This is a genomic window from Agromyces sp. LHK192, assembly GCF_004006235.1.
Lineage (GTDB): Bacteria > Actinomycetota > Actinomycetes > Actinomycetales > Microbacteriaceae > Agromyces.
Genome location: NZ_CP034753.1, coordinates 2,377,036 through 2,401,592, shown reverse-complemented (window position 1 = coordinate 2,401,592; position 24,557 = coordinate 2,377,036). Strand labels below are relative to the sequence as shown.

25 protein-coding genes are annotated in these 24,557 nt (G+C 71.5%); 16 read left to right on the top strand and 9 right to left on the bottom strand.

The genetic code is table 11. The annotated features are described in order from the left end of the window. Window positions 1-14: 14 nt before the first annotated feature. From ELQ40_RS10840 to ELQ40_RS10830, 3 genes are read right to left on the bottom strand one after another with little or no spacing between them, the layout of a single operon-like run. Complete coding sequence (locus tag ELQ40_RS10840; protein WP_164863540.1) at window positions 15-689, bottom strand: DUF305 domain-containing protein; 675 nt, start codon at window positions 687-689, stop codon at window positions 15-17. Continuing rightward, window positions 686-2,728, bottom strand: coding sequence for an LVIVD repeat-containing protein (locus ELQ40_RS10835; protein WP_205649320.1), 2,043 nt, complete (start codon window positions 2,726-2,728; stop codon window positions 686-688). Before ELQ40_RS10835 ends, ELQ40_RS10840 begins: the two co-directional genes overlap by 4 nt. Window positions 2,729-2,731: 3 nt before the next feature. Next, window positions 2,732-3,538, bottom strand: a complete 807-nt coding sequence (locus tag ELQ40_RS10830) for a spermidine synthase (RefSeq protein WP_127793698.1) — start codon at window positions 3,536-3,538, stop codon at window positions 2,732-2,734. A 133-nt stretch (window positions 3,539-3,671) separates the two neighbouring features. On the opposite strand from ELQ40_RS10830, the gene ELQ40_RS10825 reads away from it, so the two are divergent. Together ELQ40_RS10825 and ELQ40_RS10820 are read left to right on the top strand one after the other, a co-directional pair. Beyond that, window positions 3,672-4,700 carry a lipid II:glycine glycyltransferase FemX gene (locus tag ELQ40_RS10825; protein ID WP_127793697.1) on the top strand — a complete coding sequence of 343 codons (1,029 nt, stop codon included), beginning with the start codon at window positions 3,672-3,674 and terminating at the stop codon, window positions 4,698-4,700. Between the two features lie 94 nt (window positions 4,701-4,794). Further along, a complete protein-coding gene (locus tag ELQ40_RS10820; protein WP_127793696.1) occupies window positions 4,795-6,228 on the top strand; it encodes a GH1 family beta-glucosidase in 1,434 nt (477 codons plus the stop codon). Here ELQ40_RS10820 and ELQ40_RS10815 read toward each other — a convergent pair. Then, a complete protein-coding gene (locus ELQ40_RS10815) occupies window positions 6,203-7,357 on the bottom strand; it encodes a glutamate--cysteine ligase (protein ID WP_127793695.1) in 1,155 nt (384 codons plus the stop codon). The genes ELQ40_RS10820 and ELQ40_RS10815 overlap by 26 nt on opposite strands. Window positions 7,358-7,643: 286 nt before the next feature. Here ELQ40_RS10815 and rpsP point away from each other — a divergent pair, with 286 nt between their 5' ends. The 5 genes from rpsP to ELQ40_RS10790 all read left to right on the top strand — a co-directional run bounded on the left by rpsP (window position 7,644) and on the right by ELQ40_RS10790 (window position 10,549). Then, complete coding sequence (gene rpsP, locus ELQ40_RS10810; protein ID WP_127793694.1) at window positions 7,644-8,063, top strand: 30S ribosomal protein S16; 420 nt, start codon at window positions 7,644-7,646, stop codon at window positions 8,061-8,063. A gap of 3 nt (window positions 8,064-8,066) precedes the next feature. Then, window positions 8,067-8,303, top strand: coding sequence for an RNA-binding protein (locus ELQ40_RS10805; protein ID WP_127793693.1), 237 nt, complete (start codon window positions 8,067-8,069; stop codon window positions 8,301-8,303). Between the two features lies 1 nt (window position 8,304). Then, on the top strand, window positions 8,305-8,940 hold the full coding sequence (rimM, locus tag ELQ40_RS10800; protein WP_127793692.1) for a ribosome maturation factor RimM: 636 nt from the start codon (window positions 8,305-8,307) through the stop codon (window positions 8,938-8,940). A 3-nt stretch (window positions 8,941-8,943) separates the two neighbouring features. After that, window positions 8,944-9,630: a tRNA (guanosine(37)-N1)-methyltransferase TrmD gene (gene trmD / locus ELQ40_RS10795; protein WP_127793691.1), complete on the top strand. Its 687-nt coding sequence runs from the start codon at window positions 8,944-8,946 to the stop codon at window positions 9,628-9,630. 136 nt (window positions 9,631-9,766) lie between these two features. Further along, window positions 9,767-10,549 (top strand): sirohydrochlorin chelatase, encoded by a 783-nt coding sequence (locus ELQ40_RS10790; RefSeq protein WP_240665744.1) that lies wholly within the window; start codon window positions 9,767-9,769, stop codon window positions 10,547-10,549. A gap of 157 nt (window positions 10,550-10,706) precedes the next feature. Here the strand turns inward: ELQ40_RS10790 and ELQ40_RS10785 are convergent, their stop codons facing one another. The 4 genes from ELQ40_RS10785 to nirB all read right to left on the bottom strand — a co-directional run bounded on the left by ELQ40_RS10785 (window position 10,707) and on the right by nirB (window position 16,849). After that, window positions 10,707-12,137, bottom strand: a complete 1,431-nt coding sequence (locus ELQ40_RS10785) for an MFS transporter (RefSeq protein WP_127793690.1) — start codon at window positions 12,135-12,137, stop codon at window positions 10,707-10,709. Window positions 12,138-12,300: 163 nt separating this feature from the next. Further along, on the bottom strand, window positions 12,301-13,434 hold the full coding sequence (locus ELQ40_RS10780; protein WP_127793689.1) for a uroporphyrinogen-III synthase: 1,134 nt from the start codon (window positions 13,432-13,434) through the stop codon (window positions 12,301-12,303). Then, on the bottom strand, window positions 13,431-14,237 hold the full coding sequence (cobA, locus tag ELQ40_RS10775) for a uroporphyrinogen-III C-methyltransferase (protein WP_127793688.1): 807 nt from the start codon (window positions 14,235-14,237) through the stop codon (window positions 13,431-13,433). The genes ELQ40_RS10780 and cobA overlap by 4 nt, the downstream gene beginning before the upstream one ends. Then, on the bottom strand, window positions 14,234-16,849 hold the full coding sequence (gene nirB / locus ELQ40_RS10770) for a nitrite reductase large subunit NirB (RefSeq protein WP_127793687.1): 2,616 nt from the start codon (window positions 16,847-16,849) through the stop codon (window positions 14,234-14,236). The genes cobA and nirB overlap by 4 nt, the downstream gene beginning before the upstream one ends. Before the next feature lie 201 nt (window positions 16,850-17,050). Here nirB and nirD point away from each other — a divergent pair, with 201 nt between their 5' ends. Next, window positions 17,051-17,404: a nitrite reductase small subunit NirD gene (gene nirD, locus ELQ40_RS10765; protein WP_127793686.1), complete on the top strand. Its 354-nt coding sequence runs from the start codon at window positions 17,051-17,053 to the stop codon at window positions 17,402-17,404. A gap of 21 nt (window positions 17,405-17,425) precedes the next feature. Here nirD and map read toward each other — a convergent pair whose 3' ends face one another. After that, window positions 17,426-18,193 carry a type I methionyl aminopeptidase gene (map, locus tag ELQ40_RS10760; protein ID WP_127793685.1) on the bottom strand — a complete coding sequence of 256 codons (768 nt, stop codon included), beginning with the start codon at window positions 18,191-18,193 and terminating at the stop codon, window positions 17,426-17,428. An 88-nt stretch (window positions 18,194-18,281) separates the two neighbouring features. On the opposite strand from map, the gene ELQ40_RS10755 reads away from it, so the two are divergent. From ELQ40_RS10755 to dprA, 8 genes are all read left to right on the top strand, one after another. Next, window positions 18,282-18,785: a hypothetical protein gene (locus ELQ40_RS10755; protein WP_127793684.1), complete on the top strand. Its 504-nt coding sequence runs from the start codon at window positions 18,282-18,284 to the stop codon at window positions 18,783-18,785. Between the two features lie 208 nt (window positions 18,786-18,993). Continuing rightward, window positions 18,994-19,341, top strand: coding sequence for a 50S ribosomal protein L19 (gene rplS / locus ELQ40_RS10750; protein ID WP_127793683.1), 348 nt, complete (start codon window positions 18,994-18,996; stop codon window positions 19,339-19,341). 83 nt (window positions 19,342-19,424) lie between these two features. Then, window positions 19,425-20,177, top strand: a complete 753-nt coding sequence (lepB, locus tag ELQ40_RS10745; RefSeq protein ID WP_127793682.1) for a signal peptidase I — start codon at window positions 19,425-19,427, stop codon at window positions 20,175-20,177. Further along, window positions 20,177-20,872, top strand: coding sequence for a ribonuclease HII (locus tag ELQ40_RS10740; RefSeq protein WP_127793681.1), 696 nt, complete (start codon window positions 20,177-20,179; stop codon window positions 20,870-20,872). Before lepB ends, ELQ40_RS10740 begins: the two co-directional genes overlap by 1 nt. A 5-nt stretch (window positions 20,873-20,877) precedes the next feature. Continuing rightward, the gene (locus ELQ40_RS10735; protein ID WP_127793680.1) at window positions 20,878-21,201 is read left to right on the top strand and encodes a DUF2469 family protein; all 324 of its coding nucleotides are present in this window, start codon (window positions 20,878-20,880) and stop codon (window positions 21,199-21,201) included. A 124-nt stretch (window positions 21,202-21,325) separates the two neighbouring features. After that, window positions 21,326-21,682 carry a YraN family protein gene (locus ELQ40_RS10730; protein WP_127793679.1) on the top strand — a complete coding sequence of 119 codons (357 nt, stop codon included), beginning with the start codon at window positions 21,326-21,328 and terminating at the stop codon, window positions 21,680-21,682. Continuing rightward, a complete protein-coding gene (locus tag ELQ40_RS10725; protein ID WP_127793678.1) occupies window positions 21,682-23,253 on the top strand; it encodes a YifB family Mg chelatase-like AAA ATPase in 1,572 nt (523 codons plus the stop codon). Before ELQ40_RS10730 ends, ELQ40_RS10725 begins: the two co-directional genes overlap by 1 nt. Continuing rightward, window positions 23,250-24,491: a DNA-processing protein DprA gene (dprA, locus tag ELQ40_RS10720; RefSeq protein WP_127793677.1), complete on the top strand. Its 1,242-nt coding sequence runs from the start codon at window positions 23,250-23,252 to the stop codon at window positions 24,489-24,491. Before ELQ40_RS10725 ends, dprA begins: the two co-directional genes overlap by 4 nt. Window positions 24,492-24,557 lie beyond the last annotated feature (66 nt).

The following is a 24,557-nucleotide window of genomic DNA, read 5'->3' as shown; positions in this document are numbered from 1 at the left end:
CACGGCGGGCCCGGTCAGCCGGGGACGCCGGCGCCGAGTCGTTGCGCGATCGACCGCAGGCGATCGATCTCGACCGCCTGCGAGGACGCGATCGTTCGCGCCCACCGCGCGACGGCCGGGTCTCCGGATGCCTCGAGCCGCTGCTCGGACATCTCGACGGCCCCCTCGTGATGGCGGATCATCAGGTCGAGGTAGAGCCGGTCGAACGCGTCGCCGTCGAGTGCACGCACTCGGTCCATCGCGCTCGCGCTGATCTCGCCCGGCATGGTCCCGTGCCCGCCGGGCACTGCGTCGTGCGCACCGTCGACGCCGCGGCGCTCGAGCCAGGCGCGCATCGCCCCGGCCTCCGCGGCCTGCGCGACCGCGATGGTCGCGGCGCCGGCGATGACCTCCGGGTCCTGCGCACGCTCGTCGGCGAGCGCCGCCAGCGCGACCGCCTGGTCGTGGTGCGCCGCCATCTCGGCGACCCAGGCGACGTCGTCGAGGCTCGTCGCCGCATCCACCGAGGCGGGTCGATCGCCGGCGTCCGACCGACCGGCACCGGGGGAGGGGCCGCCCGATGGTGACCCGCCCTCGGAGGATCCGGGCGCGACCGGGAACCCGGTGCAGCCGGCCAGGCCCGCCGCGCCGGCGACGAGCAGCGCGGATGCCACGATGAGTCGCGCCCCGCGAGCCGCGCCGATGGTCATGACGACGATCCGCCCGACGGTGCACCGGACGATCCGCCGGGCGGTGCACCCTCGCGCACCATGCGCGCCCGCCGTCGGCGGACCACGGCCCGACGGCGCAGCACCACGACGGCGGCGCCGAGCGCCAGCACCACGCCCAGGCTCACGAGCCCGGCCACGGCCCATCCGTCGAGCCCCCCGCGCGCGACCGGACCCTGCTCGGCTGAGGGCGACGGCGACGCCGACGGGTCGGCGATCGTGAGCACGCCGAGCGCGAGCCGGTCGGCCGTGCGATCTCCCCGGGCGACGAGGTCGTAGGCACCCGGTTCCAGCGGGCCGGGCAGCGACACCGCGGTCGCGGGCAGGGAGCCATCAGCCGCCGCCCGGGTCGTCGCGACCGCGGTCGCCGTCGGCATCCACCAGACGTCGACGGTCTCGCCGGGGTCGAGCGAACCGGGCGGCATCGACACCTGCACGGTCGGTGCGGCCGCCTCGGCGGCCGGGAGCGTGTCGGGGTCGAGGGCGAGCGGCGCGAGCGCCGCGCGCTCGGCCGTCGTCGTCGGCAGCACCGGGGCTTCGCGCCACACCCAGGCGTACTGCGGTTGCGACTGCGGATTCAGCTCGCCGGGGTCGTAGCGCGACGCGTCGGCGAACATCGGATCGGTGAGCCGCAGCACCTCGAGCCCGTCGTACATGTCGCTCGCGTAGAGGTATCCGTCGTAGTGGTAGACCGACCAGATACCGGCGGTGTAGTCCATCGAGTACCCGTACGTCGGGCGGTCGAAGAAGGTGAGTTCGACCGGCGCGGCGGGGTCCGTGAAGTCGATCACCGAGACGCCGCCCTCGAGCCAGGCCTGCGCGATCACGAACCGCCCGGGCACGGGGATCAGCCCGCCCGAGTGCGCGACGCACTTCTCCAGGTCGGACTGCTCGCGGGGGATCTTGAAGTACCCGCGCTGTTCGAGCACCCCGCCCGTGAACGACCAGAGCGCGTCGGCGCCGCGATCCGCGCCGAAGGCGGGGGAGCAGGTGTTGATGAACCCGTCTCCGAGCTCGTCCTGGAACACCACCGCGGTGGCGTCGTTGTCGAAGATCCCCGAGTGCCAGAACGCCACGTTCGGATCGCGCACCTGCTGCAGCACGACCGGATGCAGCGGATCGGCTATCGACAGCAGCAGGCCCTCGCCGCGGCAGGCGGCGACGGCGAGCGCCTTCGCCGGATAGGCCGTGATGTCGTGGCATCCGGTCGTCGACCTGGTCTCCGCACCGCCCGGCACCCGGTCCTCCGTCCCGAACGAGTCGAGCCCCGAGAACAGGTCGAGCTCTCCGACCACCGCGGACTGCTCGGGCGCCGTGAGCGGGACGCCCACGATCTGCAGCGGATTGCGCCCGGTGCAGTTGAGCGAGGCGCCTCGGCTGTACGCGCTGACGTAGACGAGCACCCGCGACGGATCCGCGGGGTCCGGAACGACGGTGTGCGTGTGCGACCCGCACCGGGTGCGCACCGCGGCAGCGTACCGCGGTGCGGTCGGGTCGCTGATGTCGAAGACGCGGATGCCCTCCCAGTTCTCGGACGTCTCGGGAACCCTGGTCGCGTCGCACGAGTCGTCCGACATCGTCTCGTCGACGGAGACGATGACGAGGTTCCCGACCGCGCTCACGTCGCCCTGGCCGCCCGGGCAGTGCTGCGCCGAGCGCAACTGCGGATCGGCCGGCGTGCTGATGTCCCACACCGAGAACCCGTCGAAGTTGCCCTGCACGAGATGATCGCCCGAGAAGGCGAGGTCGGAGTTGATGAAGTCGGGATCGTCACCCTGCCGGAACGGGTTGTCGCGGTGGGCGACCCACTCGAGCCCCGGCCCGATCGCCGGGTCGCGGCCGTCGCCCTCGACGGCTGCCGCCGAAACCGCCATGGGTGTACCGAGGTCACCGTCGTCGGGGGACGGGGCCGGGCCGACCCCTGCGACCGCGGTGATCGCCAGCGCCAGTCCGACCGCCGCGATGCCGCGCGTCGTCGCGCGGCGCACCCGGCTCCGCACGCGCGCGGCCTGGCGGGGCATGGCTCAGTCCGCGACCTCGTCGTGCCTGGCCGGAACCTCGCCGGCGAACGCGACGACCGCGTCGTCGGCGAGCACCTCGACCGGTCGCGGCGTCGAGGCCAGCGCGGCCCCGAACCCGTCGGCCGCCACCGGCTCCGGCGTGGACACGAGCACCACGTTGCCCGGCCCGCCGTCGAGCACCGCGCTCGCGGCGAGCAGGACCACCTCGTCCCCGGCCGCGAGCAGCGTCGCGGCGAGCGTGCGGGGCGCGATCATGTCTCGGCCGGCGAGGCTATTGACGATCACGACGCCGTCCGGTGCGAGCAGGTCGCGCAGCGCCGCGAAGAACTCGACCGTGCCGACGGCGGGCGGTGCCACGCTGCCGGAGAACACGTCGACCATCGCGATGTCGTAGCCGCCGTCGCGTCGTGCCGCGCGGTCCACTGCGGCTCGCGCGTCGTCGAACTCGACGGTGAGTTCCACGTCGTCTGCGAGGGGAAGCACGTCCAGGACGAAGTCGAACAGCTCGGGCAGGAGTTCGACGACGTGCTGCCGGGAGCCGGGCCGGGTCGCGGCGATCCAACGCGGCACGGTCAGCGCGCCGCCGCCGAGGTGCAGGACCGAGATCGGGGCGGAGCCGGGGTGGAGCGTGTCGACCGCTGCAGCGACCGAGCGGACGTACTCCAGTTGCAGGTCGAGCGGATCGTCCGGATTCACGTGCGACTGCGTGGTGCCGTCGATCACGAGTGAGAAGCCGCCGTTCGTACCTCGCTCGGGAAGGAACCGGGCCTGCACGCGTTCGGAGTCGAGCTCGAGGTTGGGTTCGCCCATGCGACCACCATAGGCGCGGTCGCCGGGATTCCGACCCGACGCGCGCAGATCGCCGCGGCGCCCGTCCCGGTCGCTACGATGGGCCCATCAGGGCTTCGAGCGTACGGGGAACGACCGGCACGGGGAGACGCGGGTGAGCACGACGGAATCGGTCAGACTCACGGTCCCGCAGACGTGGGATGCGCGAGTGCTGGCCGAGCCCGGCGACCCGCACTTCATGCAGAGCTCGACGTGGGCGCGCGTCCGGTCCACCGGGCCGTGGCGGGTCCGCGCGGCGACGGCCGACGAGGGTCCGCCGGTCTCGGTGCTCGAGTTCGAGCGCGATGTCGCCGAGGTGGGCGCCCTGCGCCATCTTCCGCGGATCAGCGGGATCGGGCCCGACGAGGTCGAACCGCTCACCGCCTACGTGCGCGAGACGGCAGCGGGTGCCTTCGCGACCAAGGTCGAGCTCTACCAGCATCGCGATGACGACCTCGATGCGGCATTCCGCGCCAACGGTTGGCTGCCGACGCGCGCGTCCCAGTACCGCCATGCGGTGGTCGTACGGCTCGCCGACGGTGCGGATGCGGCATTCGAGCGGATGAAGAAGCGCGGGCGGGCCGAGATCCGCACCGGCGAACGCAACGGCGTGGTCGTCGAGCGAACGGATGTCTCCGGCGCGGACGCCGAGCAGATGATCGACCTCGTGCGCACGACCGAGGAGCGCTCGGGGGCGTTCTTCCGCGACGACGAGTACCTGCGCCGGGTGTGGACCGCATTCGCCGACGACGGCGGAGGGAGCCTGTACCTGGCCAAGCACGGGGAACGCGTGGTCGCGGGCGCCTTCGTCGTCCGTTTCGGCACGCACGCCTGGTACAAGGACGGCGGGTCGACCCGCGACCTTCCGCAACTCATGGCGTCGCGCTACCTGCAGTGGCGCATCATGCAGGACCTCGCCCAGCAGGGCGTCCACCACTACGACCTGGGCCACGTCCCGCCGCCGGACCATCCGCACCCGGCGGGCCGGGGCATCCTGATCTTCAAGAGCGCGTTCGCTCCGGATCTCGTCGAGTACCAGCCCGCGTACCTGCTCGCCCATACGCCCGCCGCCGAAGCCTGGCGGTTGGGCGAGTCGGCGTTCATCTCGCGCCACCGCACCGAGACCGGCGACTACTGGTACTGACTGTTTGCTTACGACGTTGTAAGTAAACGGTGTCGCACAGCGGGTACGCTTGAGCCTGCGCGGCACTGGACCGCGACACAGGACTTGGAGCGACATGACCATCGACCGACCCGACTACCGCGACGCGGGCCTCGAGTTCCCCGGCGACTTCCTCTTCGGTTCGGCCACGGCCTCGTACCAGATCGAGGGTGCCGCGCACGAGGACGGCCGCGGGCCGTCCATCTGGGACACCTTCAGCCACACGCCCGGCAAGGTCTGGAACGGCGACACCGGCGACGTCGCCGACGACCACTACCACCGGTGGGAGTCCGACCTCGACCTCATGGTCGAACTCGGGCTCGAGGCGTACCGGTTCTCGATCGCGTGGCCGCGGATCCAGCCGACCGGGCGCGGCCCGGCGAACGAGGCAGGGCTCGCGTTCTACGAGCGGCTCGTCGACGGGCTCATCGCCCGGGGCATCCGGCCCATCGCGACCCTCTACCACTGGGATCTCCCGCAGGCGCTCGAGGACGAGGGCGGGTGGACGAACCGGGCGACGGCCGAGGCCTTCGCCGACTACGCCCGCATCGTCGGCGAGCGGCTCGGCGACCGCGTCGCCGTGTGGACCACCCTCAACGAGCCGTGGTGCAGCGCCTACCTCGGCTACGGCTCCGGCGCGCACGCGCCGGGGCTCATGGACGGCGCGAAGGCGCTCGCCGCGGTACACCACCTGAACCTGGCCCACGGGCTCGCCGTCGCCGCCCTGCGTGACGTCGTCCCCGGCGACCCGCAGTTCTCGATCACGCTCAACCTCCACGTCATCCGGCCGTCCGGTCCGAGCGGGGCCGAGGCGGCCCGCCGCATCGACGGCCTCGCGAATCGGGTGTTCCTCGGGCCGCTGCTCGACGGCGAGTACCCGGCCGACGTGATCGCCGACACGGCCGACGTCACCGACTGGGCGTTCGTGCGCCCCGGCGACACGGAGCTCATCCGCCAGCCGCTGCACCTGCTCGGCGTGAACTACTACTCGACCGTGACCGTGCGCATGTGGGACGGCGAGTCGCCGAAGGTGAACGCCGACGGGCACAAGGACATGGGCGGCACCGCGTGGCCGGGCTCCGAGGCGGTCGAGTTCCTCGAGCAGCCCGGGCCATACACCGAGATGGGCTGGAACATCGACCCCTCGGGCCTGGAAGACCTGCTCGTCGCGCTGCACGACGCCTACCCGACCCTGCCGCTCATGGTGACCGAGAACGGCGCGGCCTTCGCCGACGTGGTCACGGACGGCCCCGACGGACCGGCCGTGCACGACGACCAGCGCGTCGACTACCTGCGCCGACACTTCACGGCCGCGCATCGGGCGATGGCGCGCGGTGTCGACCTCCGCGGTTACCAGGTGTGGTCGTTCCTCGACAACTTCGAGTGGGGCTACGGCTACTCGAAGCGGTTCGGCATCGTCCGGGTCGACTACGACACCCTGGAGCGGCTGCCGAAGGATTCCGCGCGCTGGTACGCCGAGCTGATCAGGACCCGCCGGATCCCGGCCTGACCCCGTTGCGAAGCTCGCGCGCCAGGTGTTCGACGACGGCGCGGAGGTCGCCGTCGGCGCCGTGCGCCACGTCGAGCTGGCGCCGGTAGCTGGCGCCCTGCTCGACCATGAGCCGGACCGACGCGAGCTCCGCGGCGCAGCCGAGCCGTTCGGCAGTCGGCGCCAGGCTCGTCACGAGGTCGAGGAGGTCATCGCCGACGAGTCGCTCGGTGCCCGCGACATCCGTGATGATCTCGGCGTCCATGCCGTACCGGGCCGCGCGCCACTTGTTCTCGCGCACGTACCAGGGCTGCATCACCGGCGGCGTGCGACCGTCGGCGATCTCGTCGACCATCCGATCGACGAGGCACTGGATCAGCGCCGCGATGCCCGCGATCTCGCCGGCGGTCGAGACGCCGTCGCACACGCGCACCTCGATCGTGCCCCACTTCGGCGACGGGCGGATGTCCCACCGCACCTCGCTGTGATCCTCGATCACCCCCGTCCGGACGAGGTCGTCGACGTAGCGTTCGTAGGACGCCCAGTCGGCGAGCGGATAGGGGAGTCCCGCGGTCGGCAGTTGCTGGAACATGAGCGCCCGGTTGGACGCGTACCCGGTCTCGACCCCCGCCCAGAACGGGCTCGACGCCGAGAGCGCCTGCAGGTGCGGCACGTACGCCAGCATGCCGTCGAGCACGGGCAGCGCCAACGAACCGTCCTCGAGCCCGACGTGCACGTGGATGCCCCAGATCATCATGTTCCGACCCCACCAGCGGGTGCGGTCGATCAGCTTGTGGTAGCGCGGCTTGTCGGTCAGGTGCTGGTCGTACCACTGGCTGAACGGGTGCGACCCGCTGCAGATGAGGTCGTACTCGCCGAGCCGGTCGAGCACGCGGCGCACCTCGTCGACCTGCCCCTCGAGGTCGGCGACGGCGCCGGCGACCGTGCGGTGCACGCCGCTCACCAGTTCGACCGTGTTCGTCAGCAATTCGTGCGTGATGGTCGGATGCGGCTCGCCGTCCGGACTGCGCAGCTCGTCGAGCACCCGGTCGCCGACCGAGGCCAGCTCGCCCGTCGAGCGATCGACGATGGCGAGTTCCCATTCGATACCGATCGTGGAGCGTTCGGACCTGGCGAAGTCGATCTGCATGGGGCCGTCCAGTCCCGGCGTTGGCGCCGTGCGCTCATCTTGGCACGAACCGCGCAGCGCGCGCCGGGCCCTTGCCCGCGACGACGCGTCCGGTAGCGCCGGGATGCCGCGGACGCGCGGCCGTACGGATTGGCGACAGGCCGCCGGATCTGCAAGAATGGTCAGTCGAGTTCTGTACCGCCCGACCCTCTATCCGGCGCGCAGGGCCCCATTGAGCTTCCGCCGAGTGTGCACCCCACGCTCACGGCTGTCAGTTCGCCCAACCTCACAACACTTCAGGAGAATTGTGGCTGTCAAGATCCGCCTCAAGCGCCTCGGCAAGATCCGGGCCCCGTACTACCGCATCGTCGTCGCCGACTCGCGCACCAAGCGCGATGGTCGCGTCATCGAGGAGATCGGCAAGTACCACCCCACCGAGAACCCCTCGTTCATCGAGGTCAAGTCCGACCGTGCGCAGTACTGGCTCGGCGTCGGCGCGCAGCCGACCGAGCAGGTCCTCGCCATCCTCAAGCTGACCGGCGACTGGGGCACCTTCAAGGGCGACAAGGACGCGAAGTCCACCGTCCAGACCGCCGAGGCCAAGGCCTCGTTCGAGCCCGACGCCGCGAAGAAGTCGGTCGTCAAGCCCAAGGCCGAGAAGCCGGCCAAGGTCGAGGAGGCGCAGGCCGCCGAGGCCGAGGCCGCCGAGACCACGGACGAGGCGTAAGCCTTGCTCCAGTCCGCGCTCGAACACCTCGTCAAGGGGATCGTCGACCACCCGGGCGACGTCCGGGTCGTGTCCGCGTCGAGCGCACGCGGCGAGGTCCTCGAGGTTCACGTGAACCCCGAGGACCTCGGCCGCGTCATCGGCCGCGCGGGCCGCACGGCGAAGGCGCTGCGCACGCTCGTGACCGCGCTGGCCGACGGCCGTCGGGTGCGCGTCGACGTCGTCGACACCGACGACTGACGTGACGACGCAACCCCGGCCCCAGCAACTCCGAGTCGGTCGCCTGACCAAGGCCCACGGCCTGAAGGGCGCCCTCAAGCTCGAGCTCTACACCGACGACCCCGAGCGACGTTTCGTCCCGGGCGCCGTCTTCTCGCTCCAGGTTCCTGCCGATTCGCCCTGGCACGGCAAGCACCTGACCCTCACCGACCTCCGCTGGTTCAACGGCCAGCCCGTCGGGTTCTTCGAGGGCATCGACGACCGCACGGCAGCCGAGTCGGCGGTGAGGGCGATCCTGTGGATCGACCTTCCCGCCGACGAGGCGTCGGAGCCCGACGCCTGGTACGACCACCAGCTCGTCGGACTCGCCGCGATCCGCGACGGACGACGGGTCGGCCGGGTCGTGCACGTCGACCACCTGCCCGCTCAGGACCTGCTCGTCGTGAAGACCGACGGTCCGAAGCGTCGCGACGTCATGGTCCCGCTCGTGCAGGCCATCGTCCCCGAGGTCGACCTCGAAGCGGGCACGGTCACCATCACCCCGCCCGCCGGGTTGTTCGAGGACCTCGACGAGCCCGACGAGCCCGAGGAGTCGGGCGAGCCAGGCGATGGCGGCGGCGCCGATCCGGCTCCGCAAGCCCCGGCCACCGGAGCGTAGCCCGTGCGCATCGACATCGTCACGATCTTCCCGGAGTTCTTCCGGGTGCTCGACCTGTCGCTGCTCGGCAAGGCCCGCCAGTCCGGCCTCATCGACGTCGTCGCCCACGACCTGCGCGACCACACCCACGACCGGCACCGCACCGTCGACGACACCCCGTACGGCGGCGGCGCCGGCATGGTCATGAAGCCCGAACCGTGGGGCGAGGCGCTCGACTCGATCGTCGGCGACCAGGCATCCGACGCGCTCCTCGTCGTACCGTCGCCCGCGGGCGAGCCCTTCACGCAGCAGCTCGCGCGCGAACTCGCGGCCGAACCGCACCTGGTCTTCGCGTGCGGCCGGTACGAGGGCATCGACCAGCGCGTCGTCGACCACTATTCGACGCGGATGCGCGTCAGGCTCATCTCGCTCGGCGACTACGTGCTCAACGGCGGAGAGGTCGCGGTCATGGCGATGATCGAGGCGGCCGGTCGACTCGTGCCCGGCGTCGTCGGCAACCCCGAGAGCCTCGTCGAGGAGTCCCACGAGGACGGACTGCTCGAGTACCCGAGCTACACCAAGCCCGCCGTCTGGCGCGACCTGGAGGTGCCGCCGGTGCTGCTGAGCGGCAACCACGGTGCGGTCGCCGCGTGGCGCCGCGAGCAGCAGGTCGAACGCACGCGTCGCGTGCGCCCCGAGCTCCTCGACTGACCGGCTCCCACCCGTCGCCGCAAGCGGCGTGAGGGAGACTTCACGTCCCGGAAACACCTCCGCGCAGCTTCCGAAACACGTCGTTCGTACCGTCGAAACGGCGAAGGGTTCGCCCGGTCGGAAGGCGGAGTTACACGTGGCGGTCGATTCGTCGAGTTCCCAGGTCACCGTCGAGGCGGACAGTTACGAGTTCCGTCCGCTGCGGCTCGTCGCCGTGACCCACGGGGTGCCATCGCCGGCCAACCGCGAGGCGATCATGCACCTCGTCGACGGCGTCGTCCGGGCCCGCCCGGAAGCCGACGTGTCGATCACGTTCGTGGACGCACAGCACAGCGACCTCGCCACGTCGCTCGCGGAGGCGGTCTCCGACCCGCGGGCGATCATCGTGCCGCTCGTGCTGTCCGCCGGCTACCACGTGCGCACCGGCCTCGCCCGGGGCCTCGAGCGGCTTCCGGTCGCCGGCGCGTCGCTGGCCGACCCGCTGGGACCCGACGAGCGGATCGTCGAGGTCCTCGAGCGTCGGCTCGGCCCGATCGACGACGACGATGACGTGTGCGTCGTGCTCGCCGCCGCCGGGTCGAACGACCCGCGTGCGGTGCGCGAGTGCTTCGAGACCGCGCGCCTGCTCGGTGCCCGGATCGGCCGCGCCGTCACGGTGGGCTTCATCGCCGCGGCGATTCCCCGCCTGCCCGACGCGATCGAGATGCTCCGGGCCGTGCACCCCGGCACGAAGGTGCACGTCGCGACCTACCTGCTCGCCCCGGGCACCTTCTACGACGCGGCGATCGTCGCCGGAGCCGACGTGATCGCCGACCCGCTGCTCCTGCCGGGCGAGGCTGCGGACGACGCGCTCGTCCGGCTCGTCCTCGACCGCGCCGACGCGATCGCGGAGGAGCAGGAGTACCTCGCTCGCGGCTGAGGTCCGCCTGAGCCTCGACACCGTACCGCCCCCACCCGCACCGAGACCCTTCTGTGCCGGTATCCGTGTCCGCACGACGAAGCGGTGGATGCCCCGTCGAGGCATCCACCGCCGTGATCGCGTTCGGATGCCTCCGGGGAGGCATCCGAACCGATCCTCAGATCTTGCCCGCCCGAGCGACCGCACCGCGGACGTAGACGGCCCAGGTCAGCAGGAGCAGCGCCACGTAGACGCCGATGAAGACGAGGAATGCGCTCGTGTACGCGCCCGTGCCCTGGAACGAGAGGCTGAGAGCCTGGGGGATGAGGAAGCCGCCGTACGCGCCGATCGCGGAGATCAGGCCGAGCGCCGCCGCCGCCTTCCGCTGCGTCGAGACGTCGCCGCCGCGGCTCGCCTCGCCGCCGCCCCGCACCGAGAACACCACGGGCACCATGCGGTAGGTGGAACCGTTGCCGATGCCGGCCGTGGCGAACAGCAGGAGGAAGCCGACCAGGAAGATCCAGAAGTTGCCCATCGGCAGTGTCAGGATCACACCGGTCGTGATCAGCGCCATCGCGGCGAATGCGCACATGGTGATCCGTGCTCCGCCGAAGCGGTCGGAGAGCCGGCCGCCGTACGGGCGGGAGAGCGACCCGACCAGCGCACCGAGGAACGCGAGCGAGATGGATGCGCCGCCGACGGCGAACGTGCTGAACTCCGGGAACTGGTCGGCGATGAGCTTCGGGAAGACGCTCGCGAAGCCGATGAACGAGCCGAACGTGCCGATGTAGAGCAGCGACATGATCCAGAGGTGCGGCTCCTTGAGGGCCGCCGCCGAGCCGGCGAGGTCCGCCTTCGCGTTGGACAGGTTGTCCATGTACCGGAACGCACCGAACATCGCGACGAGGATGAGCGGCACCCAGATCCAGCCGGCCCACGGAAGGTTCATCGTGGTCGCAGCGCCCACGGTGACGACGATCGGCACGGCGAACTGCGCCACCGAAGCGCCGATGTTCCCGCCGGCCGCGTTGAGGCCGAGTGCCCAGCCCTTCTCGCGCTGCGGGTAGAAGAAGGTGATGTTCGACATCGAGCTCGCGAAGTTGCCGCCGCCGAAGCCGGCGAGCGCGGCGACCAGGAGGAGCACGCCGAACGGCGTGTCGGGGTTGCCGACGCAGACGGCCATCGCGATCGTCGGGATCAGCAGGAGCGCCGCGGAGACGATCGTCCAGTTGCGGCCGCCGAACTTCGCGACCACGAAGGAGTATGGGATCCGAAGGGTCGCTCCGACGAGGCTCGGGATCGAGATGAGCCAGAAGATCTGGCTCGTCTCGAGCTGGAAGCCCGCGGCGGGCAGCATGACGGCGACGATGCTCCAGAGCTGCCAGACGACGAAGCCGAGGAACTCGGCGAAGATCGACCAGCCGAGGTTGCGCTTGGCGATCGAGCGGCCGACGCGCTCCCACTGGTCGCGGTTCTCGGGATCCCAGCCGTCGATCCAGCGGCCCGGGCGGTGCGTGAGCTCAGGGGTGCCCGTCGTCGGGGCAGCGCCCGACGTCACGGCTGCGGATGACGCGGGGGCGTCTCGGACGTCGTTCACGGTGTCGGTCATCAGGTCCTCCGGTGCGGTCCAGTGGTGGTCTCCTGCCGAAGTTACGAGGCCGGTGTTTCTGCGGATCGTGCCGGTCGTAAACGATCTGTCGCGTTCTGCTCACGCATCGGCGCGGCCGGTGTGAGGCCGTCCAGGGCGGCGTGCCGGGCGGCAGGCGGCATCCTCAGACGTCCACCCGGTACCCGCGCTTCACCACGGTGGCGATGACACCCGGCACGCCGATCGTCTGCCGGAGCCGGCTCATCGCGACCTCGAGGGCGTGCTCGTCGCACGTGCCCGGCAGGGCCCGCACGAGCTGCTCGCGGGAGACGACCGAACCGTTTGCGTCGACCAGCGTGCGCAGGATCGTGAGGCCGGCCGGAGCGAGGGCGATCCTGCGGCCGGCGACCTCGACGACGCTGCCGCGCAGCACCACCGGTCCCGCGCGGGTGACGAGGCGGTCGACGCGGTGCTGCTCGAGGTGCTCGCAGACCAGGCGGATCAGCGCCCCCATCCGGAACCGGTCGGGCTGGATCGGATCGATGCCGGCATCGATCAGCGGCTGCGCCGTGACCGGGCCGACCGCGGCGGCGACCACGGGGCCGCGCATCGCGTCGATGATCTCCTCGCCGGAGCCGACGGCCTCGGCCGCGGCGAACAGCGCGTGCACCGCGGGTGCACTCGTGAACGTGACGCAGTCGACTGTGCGCAGGCGGATCGCATCGATCAGCCGGCCCACCCGCTCGTCCGCGTCGTCCGGGAGGGTCCACCGGTAGGGCTCGACGGTGAGCACGCGGGCGTGCGCCTCGCGCAGCCGGTCGAGCTGGCCCGGGTCGAGGAATCCGTGCATCTGCACCGCGATCGTCAGACCCGACGGGTACTGCTCGAGCACCGTGTCGATGAGCGACTCGGTCGTCTCGTGCGGGCTCATGCCGACGTCGTTGAGACCGGCTGCGCGGATGCCGCCGCGGGCCTTCGGCCCGCGCACGAGGATGGCGCTCGTCGAGAGCGTGTCGACGAGCGCCTCGCCGAGGCCCGCCGCATCGGCGACCTCGAACCAGCGCCGCACGCCGTAGGCCGTGGTCGCCAGCAGCACGTCGGGCTTCGCCTCGATGATCTCCCGCGTGTCGGAGATGACGGGATCGTCGACGCGCGCGTTCGCGATGCGCAGGGTCGGCGCGTGCAGCACCTGGGCGCCGCGACGCTCGAGGGCGTCGATGAGGTCGGCCGAACGCCGGTCGCTCGTCACGCCGATCCGGAACCCCTCGAGCTGATCGGGCCGGAACCCCGGCGCGACCGGATCCAGCACCACGGTCATGCGTCCATCGCCGTCAGCCGGGCCGCGCGGTCCATGAGTCCCTGCGCGCTCAGGTCGCCGTCGTGCGCGAGGCGCACGACCTCGCCGACCACGATGACGGCGGGGGACTCGGCACCCGCGCGGTGGGCCGCCACGACGATGCCGCCGAGCTGCGAGACCGTGGTGCGCTGGCCTGGCTGGAATCCTCGCTCGACGACGGCGACGGGCAGGTCGGCCGCGAGCCCGTGCCGCGCCAGCCCCGCCGTGATCTGCGGCAGGTTCGCCACGCCCATGAGGATCACGATCGTCCCGCCGAGCGCGCCGAGGCCCGCCAGGTGGCGCAACGTGTCGTCGTCGAGCGGTGCGTGACCGGACACGACGGTGAACATCGTCGACACGCCGCGATGCGTGAGCGGGATCCCCGCGGCCGACGGCGCGGCGATCGCGCTGGTGACGCCGGGAACGACCTCGACGGGGAGTCCGGCGCGATGGCAGGCGAGCACCTCCTCGCCACCACGACCGAGCACGTAGGGGTCGCCCCCCTTGAGTCGCACGACGTGCGCGCCGCCCAGGGCCTTCTCGACCATGAGCGCCTCGATGCCCGACTGGGGGAGGGCATGGTGCCCCGGCGTCTTGCCGACGTCGATGTGCTCGGCCCGGGGCGCGAACTCGTGCAGCAGGGCGTGCGGTGCGAGCCGGTCGTACAGCACGACGTCGGCGCTGCCCAAGGCCCTCACGGCGCGCAGGGTCAGCAGGTCGTCGGCACCGGGTCCGCCGCCGATGAGGGTGACCCGGCCGCCACGCGGGTCGCCGATGGCGCTCATTCGTCCCTCCCGCGGACCGGGATCGTGGCGCCTGCGAGCAGGACTGCGCGGCCGTCGGCCCGCTCCTCGGCGGTCGCCGGCCGGAACTGGTCGCGCTCCGGGACGCGTGCGATCGACGGGTCGGGCGTGTTCGGCGCATTCACGAAGGAACGGAACCGACGCAGACGCTCGGGGTCGGCGAGGGTCGCCGCCCACTCGTCCTCGTACGTGTCGACGTGGCGGCTCATCGCGGCCTCCAGCTCCTCGGCGAGTCCGAGCGAGTCGTTGACCACGACGTCGCGGACGTGGTCGATGCCGCCCTCGATGTCCTCCATCCATCTGGCCGTCCGCTGCAGGCGGTCGGCCGTGCGCACGTAGTACATGATGTAGCGGTCGATGTACTTCAGCAGGGTCTCGTCGTCGAGGTCGCTCGCGAGGAGCTGCGCGTGCGCCGGCTGGAACCCGCCGTTGCCGCCGACGTACATGTTCCAGCCCTGGTCCGTCGCGATGACGCCGACGTCCTTGCCGCGCGCCTCGGCGCACTCGCGGGCGCACCCGCTCACGCCGAACTTGAGCTTGTGCGGGGAACGCAGGCCGCGGTAGCGCAGCTCGAGTTGCACCGCCATGCCGACCGAGTCCTGCACGCCGTACCGGCACCACGTCGAACCGACGCAGCTCTTCACGTTGCGAAGCGCCTTGCCGTACGCCTGGCCCGACTCGAAGCCGGCGTCGACGAGCTTCCTCCAGATGTCGGGCAACTGGTCGAGGCGTGCACCGAACAGGTCGATCCGCTGGCCTCCGGTGATCTTCGTGTAGAGCCCGAACTCCATCGCGACGTCCGCGATCGCGGCGAGCTTCTCGGGCGTGATCTCCCCGGCCGGGATGCGCGGGACGACCGAGTAGGTGCCGTCCTTCTGCATGTTCGCCATGGCGCGGTCGTTCGTGTCCTGCAGGGCGCCGCGGCCGCCGTCGAGGATGTAGGACCCCTGCTGCGTCGCGAGGATCGATCCGACGACCGGCTTGCAGACGTCGCAGCCGAGCCCGCGGCCGAACCGGGCGAGGATCTCCTCGAAGCTCGTGAGTCCGAGCACGCGCACCGACTCGAAGAGCTCCTGCCGGCTCAGGTCGAAGTGCTCGCACAGCGCGCGGGACATCTCGATGCCCGACTTCGCCAGCTCGCCCTCGAGGATCTTCTTGACCAGCGGCACGCAGGAGCCGCACTGGGTGCCCGCGCGGGTGCACGCCTTCAGCGGACCGAGCTCGGTACAGGCGTCGTCGTGCACGCCGTTGATCGCGTCCCGGATGCTGCCGGCGCTGACGTTGTTGCAGGCGCACACGAGTGCCGACTCGGGGAGGTCGTCGCCGGCGGGCGGCTCCATCCCGCTCGCCGACAGGTAGGCGGCCGGCTCGCTCGAGAGCTCGGTGCCGAGGAGCGGGCGGAGCGAGGCGTACGGCGAGGCGTCGCCGACGAAGATGCCGCCGAGCAGGGTCTTCGCGTCGTCGGTCATGACGAGCTTCTGGTACATGCCCCGGGCGGGGTCGGCGTACACGATCTCGAGCGCGCCGTCGGCCTTCGCGAGCGCGTCGCCGAAGCTCGCCACGTCCACGCCCGACAGCTTGAGCTTGGTCGCGTCGTCGACCGTGGTGAACTCGGCGAGCCCGCCGAGCAGGCGGTCGGCGACGACCTCCGCCATGGCGTTCGCCGGGGCGACGAGCCCGGTGCAGCGGCCCTCGAAGCTCGCGACCTCGCCGATCGCCCACACGCCGGGCAGCGATGCGCGGCACGCGGTGTCGATCTCGACGCCGCCGCGCGGGCCGAGCTCGAGGCCCATCGCGGCGCCGAGCTCGTCGCGCGCGCGGATGCCGATGGCGAAGATCACGAGGTCCGCGTCGATGCGCTGGCTGTTGGTGAAGCCGACCCCGGTCACCCGGCCGCCATCCACGTGGATGCGCTGGGGGCGCGTGCCCAGGTGCAGGGCGATGCCCTGGCCCGAGATGATCCGCCCCAGGGCCCGGCCGGCGCCCTCGTCGAGCTGGGCGGACATGAGCCAGCCGCCGGAGTGCACGACCGCGGAGTCGGCGCCGAGGCGGGCGAGACCGCCGGCCGCCTCGAGGCCGAGCAGGCCGCCTCCGGCGACCAGGACCTTGGCCGGGCGCCCGTGCTCGTCGGCGAGGGAGGCGGCCTCCGCGACGATCCGATCGACGTCGTCGATAGTCCGGTACACGCGGGCGTGCTCGTGGCCGTCGATCTCGGGGACCGGCGCGCTCGATCCGGTGGCGAGCACCAGGTCGTCCCACACCAGCACCCGGCCGGCATCGGTCGTCGCCGTGCGCGCGGCGTGGTCGATCTCGACGACCCGCTCGCCGAGCACGAGGCGGATGTGGTCATCGCCCCACACGCCCGCCGGCTCGAGGGTCAGGTCGGCTCCGCCGTCGAGGCGGGTGCTCAGGGCGACGCGGTCGTAGGGCTGCCAGGTCTCCTCGCCGACCACCGTCACACGGAGTCGGCGCTCGGTGTCGCGCTGGTGCAGGCTGTCGGCCAGGCGGTGGGCCGCGGGGCCCGCGCCGACCACCAGTACCTGGCGGACGTCTTCGGTGTCGGGGGTTTCGGCCGACACGGCGCGCTCGGTCATGGGTCCTCCAGCTCTCGAATGCGGCGAGCTTAGGGCGGGGCGGTTTCGGCGAGATTACGCCGGGGTAACCTCACCCGTCCGTGAGCGCACATCGACCGAGGGGTGATGTGAGGAGGGTTTGACCGAGCGGAAACACCGGCGACCGCGCTGCCGAAACATCGCGTGGGTAGCGTCGCTCGGACAAGAGGAAGGTGAACGCCGATGACACTCCTGGCTGGAACGACGACCTGGGTCCGCGTGTGCGACACGAGCGACCTCGAACCGTTCTGGGGCGAGGTCGCGCTCATCGGCGGCCGGCAGATCGCCGTGGTGCTGATCGGGCCGGACGAGGTGTACGCGGTCGACCACATCGACCCGCACATGGGCTCGCCGGTCATGGCCCGCGGCATCGTCGGTTCCAAGGGCGACCGGCCCACGCTCGCCTCGCCCCTCCACAAGGAGGTGTACGACCTCGTCACCGGCGAGTGCTACACCGACCCGTCGCTGTCGCTGCAGGCGTTCCGCACGCGAGTCGTCGACGGGGCGGTCGAGATCGAGGTCGAGGAAGCCGCCTGATTCCGGGTCGCGCCGGGTCGCCTACCCGCGCGCGGTGAGCACCAGGGGATCGCCGTCGGTGATCGCGATCGTGTGCTCCGAGTGCGCACCGCGCGAACCGTCGGCGCTGCGAAGCGTCCACCCGTCGGGGTCGGTGAAGATGCGGTCGGTGGTCTCGAGGAACCACGGCTCGATCGCGATGACGAGTCCGGGCCGCAACGGCAGCCCGCGTCCGGGGCGACCGTTGTTCGGCACGTGAGGGTCGCCGTGCATCGTCCGGCCGACGCCGTGGCCGCCGAAGTCCGTGTTGATGGAGTAGCCCTGTTCGCGCGCGACGTCCGCGATCGCGCGGGAGATGTCGCCGATGCGGTTGCCGGGCCTCGCGGCGGCGATGCCGGCATCGAGTGCGCGCTCGGTCGTGCGGATCAGACGGAGGTCCTCGTCGCGCGGCGTGCCCACGACCACCGACTTCGCGGAGTCGGAGACCCAGCCGCCGACGGACGCGGCGAAGTCCACGCTGAGCAGGTCGCCGTCCTTGAGGGTGTAGTCGAAGGGGAGGCCGTGCAGCACCGCGTCGTTGACCGAGGTGCACAGCACCTTGCCGAACGGGCTCGCGCCGAACGAGGGGTGGTAGTCGATGTAACAGCTCTCCGCGCCCGCCTTGCGGATCATCTCGTGCGCGAGGGCGTCGAGTTCGAGCAGGTTGACGCCGACCTTCGCGGCCGCGGCGGTCGCCTCGATCACGCTCGCGACGAATCGCCCGGCGGGGCGCATCTGCTCGATCTCTGCAGGGGTCCTCAGTTCGATCACGGCAATCCTTCCTCAGGCTCCCATTCTGTCTGCTCCGCCCTGAGTGAACACCCGGCGGGCGCACAGCGGTCGCCGGTACGCTTGGGCCATGTTCGCACGTCGGCTGTTCCTCCGCTGGCAGTTCATCGCCGCCATCGTGCTGCCCGGGTGGCTCGCGATCGGCTGGGCCGTGTTCGGCGGCGGAGGGTGGGGGACCCTGGGCCTGGTCATCACCCTGCCCGTGACGTTCATCTCGCTCATCGTCGTGGCCTTCATGGTGAATGCGCGACCCACGGTCCGCGAGCAGCGCGCCGTGTCGTGGGGCGACGTCGGCGTGCTCGGCGCCTGGCACCTCTCGATCATCAGTGCCGGGTTCTACGGCGCCACCGCCGCGGGCTTCGGCGCGCTCTCGATCGCCCTGGCGATCGTGGCGTTCTGGTGGTCGATCTGGCAACTGATCCGCGACGGCGCTCGACGGATGCAGGCGTCCATGGCCGAGTTCGAGCGCGTCGCAGCCCAGCAGTCCGGGCAGCAGCCCGGCACGCCGCCGCGCATGGCGCCGTACGACGCCGGTGAGGTCATCGTGATCCGCGAGGCACGCGACCCCGACTGAGGGCCGGGGTGCGGATGCCCGATCGCCGGGTGCTCGGCGCCGCTCGCTTTGCCGGAACCGGGCATGATCTGGCAGAATGGACGATTGTGCCGCCGCAGGTCTCTGCCTCCGGGGAGCAGCATTGCGCGATCGGATCGCGCGGGCGGCACCAGACACGTTTCCAACTGATCCGCGTTCGACCGGTGGCGGGCGCAGAGAGCGAACCATCATGCACATCCTCGACCACGTCGACGCCGCGAGCCTGAAGTCGGACGTCCCCGACTTCCGTCCCGGCGACACCGTCAAGGTGCACGTCAACATCATCGAAGGCACGCGCTCGCGCGTCCAGGTCTTCCAGGGCGTCGTCATCGGCCGTTCGGGCGAAGGCGTCCGCGAGACCTTCACGGTCCGCAAGATCAGCTTCCAGGTCGGCGTCGAGCGCAAGTTCCCGGTGCACTCGCCGATCATCGACAAGATCGAGGTCGTCACCCGCGGTGACGTCCGCCGCGCGAAGCTGTACTACCTGCGCGAGCTGCGCGGCAAGAAGGCGAAGATCAAGGAGAAGCGCGACAACTGATCGCGCCTCCGCGCGCCGTACCGGCGCGTGCGATTCGACCGAGCTCCCCACCCCTAGACTGGGTGGGGAGCTCGGGCGGTTAAATGACACAAGACACAGGCACCACGCGCGACGGCCGCGAGGGCGACGAATCGGCGAACAGGCGCAAGCGCGGGGTGCTGCTGTTCGTGCGCGACCTGCTCGTGATCTTCGTGGTCGCCGTGCTCGTCTCGTTCCTGATCAAGACGTTCCTGATCCGGTCGTTCTTCATCCCGTCGCAGTCGATGGAGCAGACGCTCGAGGTCGACGATCGCATCATCGTGAACGAACTCGTGCCGGAGCTCGTCGGCATCGAGCGCGGCGACGTCGTCGTGTTCCGCGATCCGGGCGGGTGGCTGCCCGCGACCCCCGAGATCGATCAGCCGCCGCTCGTCGCCGCCGTCGAGTGGTTCCTCGCGTTCGTCGGCCTGTCGGCCCCGGACTCCAACGACCACCTCGTCAAGCGCGTCATCGGGCTGCCCGGCGATCACGTGGTGTGCTGCAACGCGCTCGGGCAGATGAGCGTCAACGGCGTGCCGTTGGATGAGTCGGCCTACGCGGTGCTGCCCGCCGGCGAGGCGCGCGTTTCGCGCGACGACTTCGACGTCACGGTGCCGGAGGGGTCGCTCTGGGTGATGGGCGACAACCGCTACAACTCCAAGGACTCGCGGTACAACGAGGAGACGCCGCTGAAAGGCTTCGTGCCGATCGACAACGTGGTCGGCAGGGCGTTCGTCGTGAGCTGGCCCATCGAACACTGGGCGTGGCTGGGCAACTACCCCGAGGTCTTCACCGGCGTCGACGGCGGCGACGGCTGATGGTGGCGGGCGGGCGTCCGCCGTCGCTCGTCGCGGAGCGCGCGCTCTTCGCCGACGGGGCCCCGGTGGTGCTGGCGTGCGACGAGGTCGGGCGCGGTGCGCTCGCGGGTCCGGTGACCGTGGGCCTGGTGGTGATCCTGCCCGACGTCCGGCGCATCCCCGCCGGACTTCGCGACTCGAAGCTGCTGCCCGAGCCGAAGCGCGAGCAGCTGGCTCCGCGGGCGGCCGGATGGGTGGCCGCCTCCGCGGTCGGCGAGGCATCCGCTGCGGAGATCGACGCGATCGGCATCATGGCCTGCCTCGGTCTCGCCGGCTCGCGCGCCTACCGTGCGCTCGCCGCCGAGTTCGACCTGCCCGGCGGCGCGCCGCTCCTGCTCGACGGCAACCACGACTGGCTGAGCCAGTCGATCGAGCACCGCGCCCAGGTGATCACGCGCATCAAGGCCGACCGGGACTGCGCGTCCGTCTCGGCTGCGTCGGTCATCGCCAAGGTGCACCGCGACCGGGGGATGCGCCGCGAGCACGACGATCTCCCGCTCTACTCCTGGGACGAGAACAAGGGGTATTCGACGCGTGCGCATTTCGCCGCGATCGACGACCACGGCCCGAGCGCCCTGCACCGGCACACCTGGTTGCACGACCGCTCGGTCACGGCGGAATCCGGTCCGGCGCTGTTCGACCTCGGCGTAGGATGAATCCGATGGACGAGGACGAATTCGACGACTACGACCGCGAGGTCGAGCTGGCCCTCTACCGGGAGTACCGCGACATCGTCGCGCAGTTCCAGTACGTGGTCGAGACCGAGCGACGCTTCTACCTCGCGAACGAGGTCGAGCTGGTGCGTCGTGACACCGAGCACGACTTCTACTTCGAACTGACCATGAAGGACGTCTGGGTCTGGGACGTCTACCGTGCCGACCGGTTCGTGAAGGCCGTCCGAGTCCTCACGTTCAAGGACGTCAACATCGAGGAGCTCGCGACCAGGGACTTCGAGCTGCCGAAGGAACTCGCGCTCGACGAGTGACGCCTCCGCGGCGTTGAACGTCGGTTCCTGCACAGGCTCGATCCGCGTCATCCGTCCCCGAGACGCGTCCTGACGCGCGGACCACCGCCGCGCGGCCGCCACGCTGGTCGCGGAGGTGGTGCGGATGGCCCACAACACGGAACTCGGCAGGCGAGGCGAAGACCTCGCGGTCGAGCACCTCGAGGCGCGCGGGATGCGCGTGATCGATCGGAACTGGCGCTGTCGGATCGGTGAGATCGACATCGTGGCGCGCGACGGGCGGGACACCGTCTTCGTCGAGGTGAAGACGCGGACGAGTGCCGACTTCGGGCACCCGTTCGAGGCGATCACCGCCCGCAAGCTCGCGCGGATGCGCCGACTCGCCGTGGCGTGGTGCGAACAGGCGACCGAACCGGTCGGCCGCATCCGCGTCGACGCGATCGCGGTGCTCGCGCCGACGGGGGCGCGCACGGTCGTCGAACACCTCGAGGGCGTGAGTTGATGCCCGTCGCGCGCACCCGCTCGGTCGCCCTGCTCGGAATGACCGGCTCCATCGTCGAGGTCGAAGCGGACCTGTCCAGCCAACTCCCCGGGTTGGTGATCATCGGCCTCCCCGACGCGGCGCTCGGCGAGGCACGTGAACGCGTCCGCTCCGCCGCCACCAACGCCGGATGCCCGCTCCCGCAGCGCCGACTCACCGTGAACCTCTCACCCGCCTCGTTGCCGAAGCACGGCTCCGGCTTCGACTTGGCCGTCGCCCTCGCCTGCCTCGCCGCCGCCGGCCAGGTCGATCCCGACTCGGTCGCGAAGGTGGTGCACCTCGGCGAGCTCGGCCTCGACGGCCGCGTCCGCCCGGTCGCCGGCATCCTTCCCGCGGTCGTCGCGGCATCGCGAGCCGGATTCACGACCGTCATGGTGCCGTCCGCGAACGCCGAGGAGGCCTCGCTCGTCCCGGGCGTCGACGTCATCGCCGTCGGTTCGCTGCTGGAGGCCGCGGTCCGACACGGCGGCGAGGGCGACGCGGATCTCCTCGATGCGTTCCGGACCATGCCGACCGAGCAGCGGCCGGCACCCGCACGTATCGGCGGTGCAGCATCCGAGGTCGCCGCGGCCGCTGACCTCGCGGACGTCACCGGCAACACCGATGCGGTCGAGGCGCTGCTGGCAGCGGCGGCGGGCGGGCACCACGTCTTCCTCGGCGGGCCGCCCGGGGCGGGCAAGACGATGCTCGCCTCGCGCCTGCCCGGCATCCTCCCCGACCTCGATCCGGAGTCCGCGCTGGAGGTCGCCTCGCTGCGATCGCTCGCCGGCGAGCCTCCCATGGGCGGACTCGACCTCCGGCCGCCGTTCATCGCCCCGCACCACACCGCCAGCGCCGCCGCCATGGTGGGCGGCGGGAGCCGGGTCATCCGGCCGGGTGCGGCCCCCCGAGCGACGCACGGCGTGCTGTTCCTCGACGAGGCCCCGGAGTTCGCGTCGTCCGTGCTCGACGTGCTGCGACAGCCGCTCGAATCGGGCACCATCCGGATCCACCGTGCCAACGCGGTCGCCACGTTCCCCGCCAGGTTCCAGCTCGTGCTCGCGGCGAACCCATGTCCGTGCGGGCAATACGGACTCAAGCACGGCGAGTGCACCTGCGCACCGGTGGCGCGCCGCCGGTACCTCGCCCGACTCTCCGGGCCCCTGATGGACCGCATCGACGTGCAGGTCTGGGTGCCGCGCATCACCTCGGCGATCCGCCTCGACGGCGAGCCGCCCGGCATCACGAGCGCCACGGCGAAGGAACGGGTCGGGGTCGCCCGCGCGACCGCAGCCGAGCGGCTCGCCGGAACGCCGTGGCGCACGAACGCCGAGATGCCCGGACCGTGGCTGCGAGGTGCCGGCGGCCTGCACCCCGGTGGTCGCGCGACTGCGTCGCTCGACCGGGCGCTCGAGCGGGGCGCGGTCACCATGCGCGGGTACGACCGGGTGCTGAAACTGGCCTGGAGCATCTGCGATCTCGACGGCGCGACCTCGCCCGGCGCCGACCACGTCGGGACGGCACTCGCCCTGCGGAAGGGGGCGCCGCGATGAGCGCGATCGAACGGCTGACCGATCGGATCGGGCGTGCGACGATCGGTATCGGGCGTGACACCGAGGACCTCGAGGCGGTCGCTCGAACACTCCTCGGCTCCATCGCCGAACCCGGCGACGGCGTGATGGGCCACGCCGTGGCAGCACTCGGGCCGCTCGCCGTCGCCGACCTGCTGCTCGGCGGCGCGGATGCGACGGCGCTCGCCACAGCACTGGTCGACGCCGACGCGCCGCTCGACCCACGCAGCTCCCGCGCCGCGTTGGAGCGCTGGCGCCCGCGAATCGACGCCGACGCCGTGGAACGAGCGGTTCGCGATGCCGCCAGGGTGGGGGCACGGCTGCTGATCCCGGCCGATCCCGCCTGGCCGGTCGAACTCGACGACCTCGGGGTGCACGCACCGTTGGCACTCTGGGTGCGCGGCGACGCCGGATTGCCGGCACGATCCGAGCCGAGCATCGCACTCGTCGGAGCCCGTGCGGCGACCGGGTACGGCGAGCACGTGGCGGTCGAATCCGCCGCAGGGCTCAGCGATCGCGGGTTCACCGTCGTGTCGGGCGGTGCCTACGGCATCGACGGCATGGCCCATCGGTCGACGCTCCGTAGCGGCGGCCGCACGGTCGCCTTCCTCGCCGGCGGGGTCGATCGCCTCTACCCGCTCGGGCACGAATCGCTGCTCACGCGGATCATCGAGAACGGCGCCGTCGTCTCGGAGTTGCCGTGCGGCGCGGCGCCGACGAAATGGCGGTTCCTCCAGCGGAATCGGTTGATCGCCGCGTCGAGCGCAGCGACGATCGTGCTCGAAGCCGGGCTGCGCTCGGGATCGCTCAACACGGCGGGTCACGCCGCCGCGCTGGCACGTCCGCTCGGCGCCGTACCCGGTCCCGTCACCAGCCCGGCGTCGGCGGGATGCCACCGGCTCCTGCGCGAGTTCGACGCCGTCTGCGTCGTCGACGCGGAGCAGATGGCGGAACTCGCGACCGGTGGGGCTCCCGTCTCCGGAGGGAGGCCCGGGGAGCGAGGCGGGCCGGCTCCCGGCGGTGCGCGCGGCGCGCGGCGGCATCCGGACGAGGTCAGGGTGATCGACGCCCTGAGCGCTCGCGCCCCACGGACGACCGACGAGGTCGCCCGCCGCGCCGGCATCGAGCCCCGTCGGGCGCTCGGCCTGCTCGGCGCGCTCGAGGCGGAGGGCCGCGCAGCCCGGAATCCGAACGGTTGGGTCGCCGTACGCTCCGGCTGACCTCGCGAGGGTCGCAGCTCGATGCTGCCGATACGGCAGAGCCGGCACCGCGCGCGGCCGTCCGGC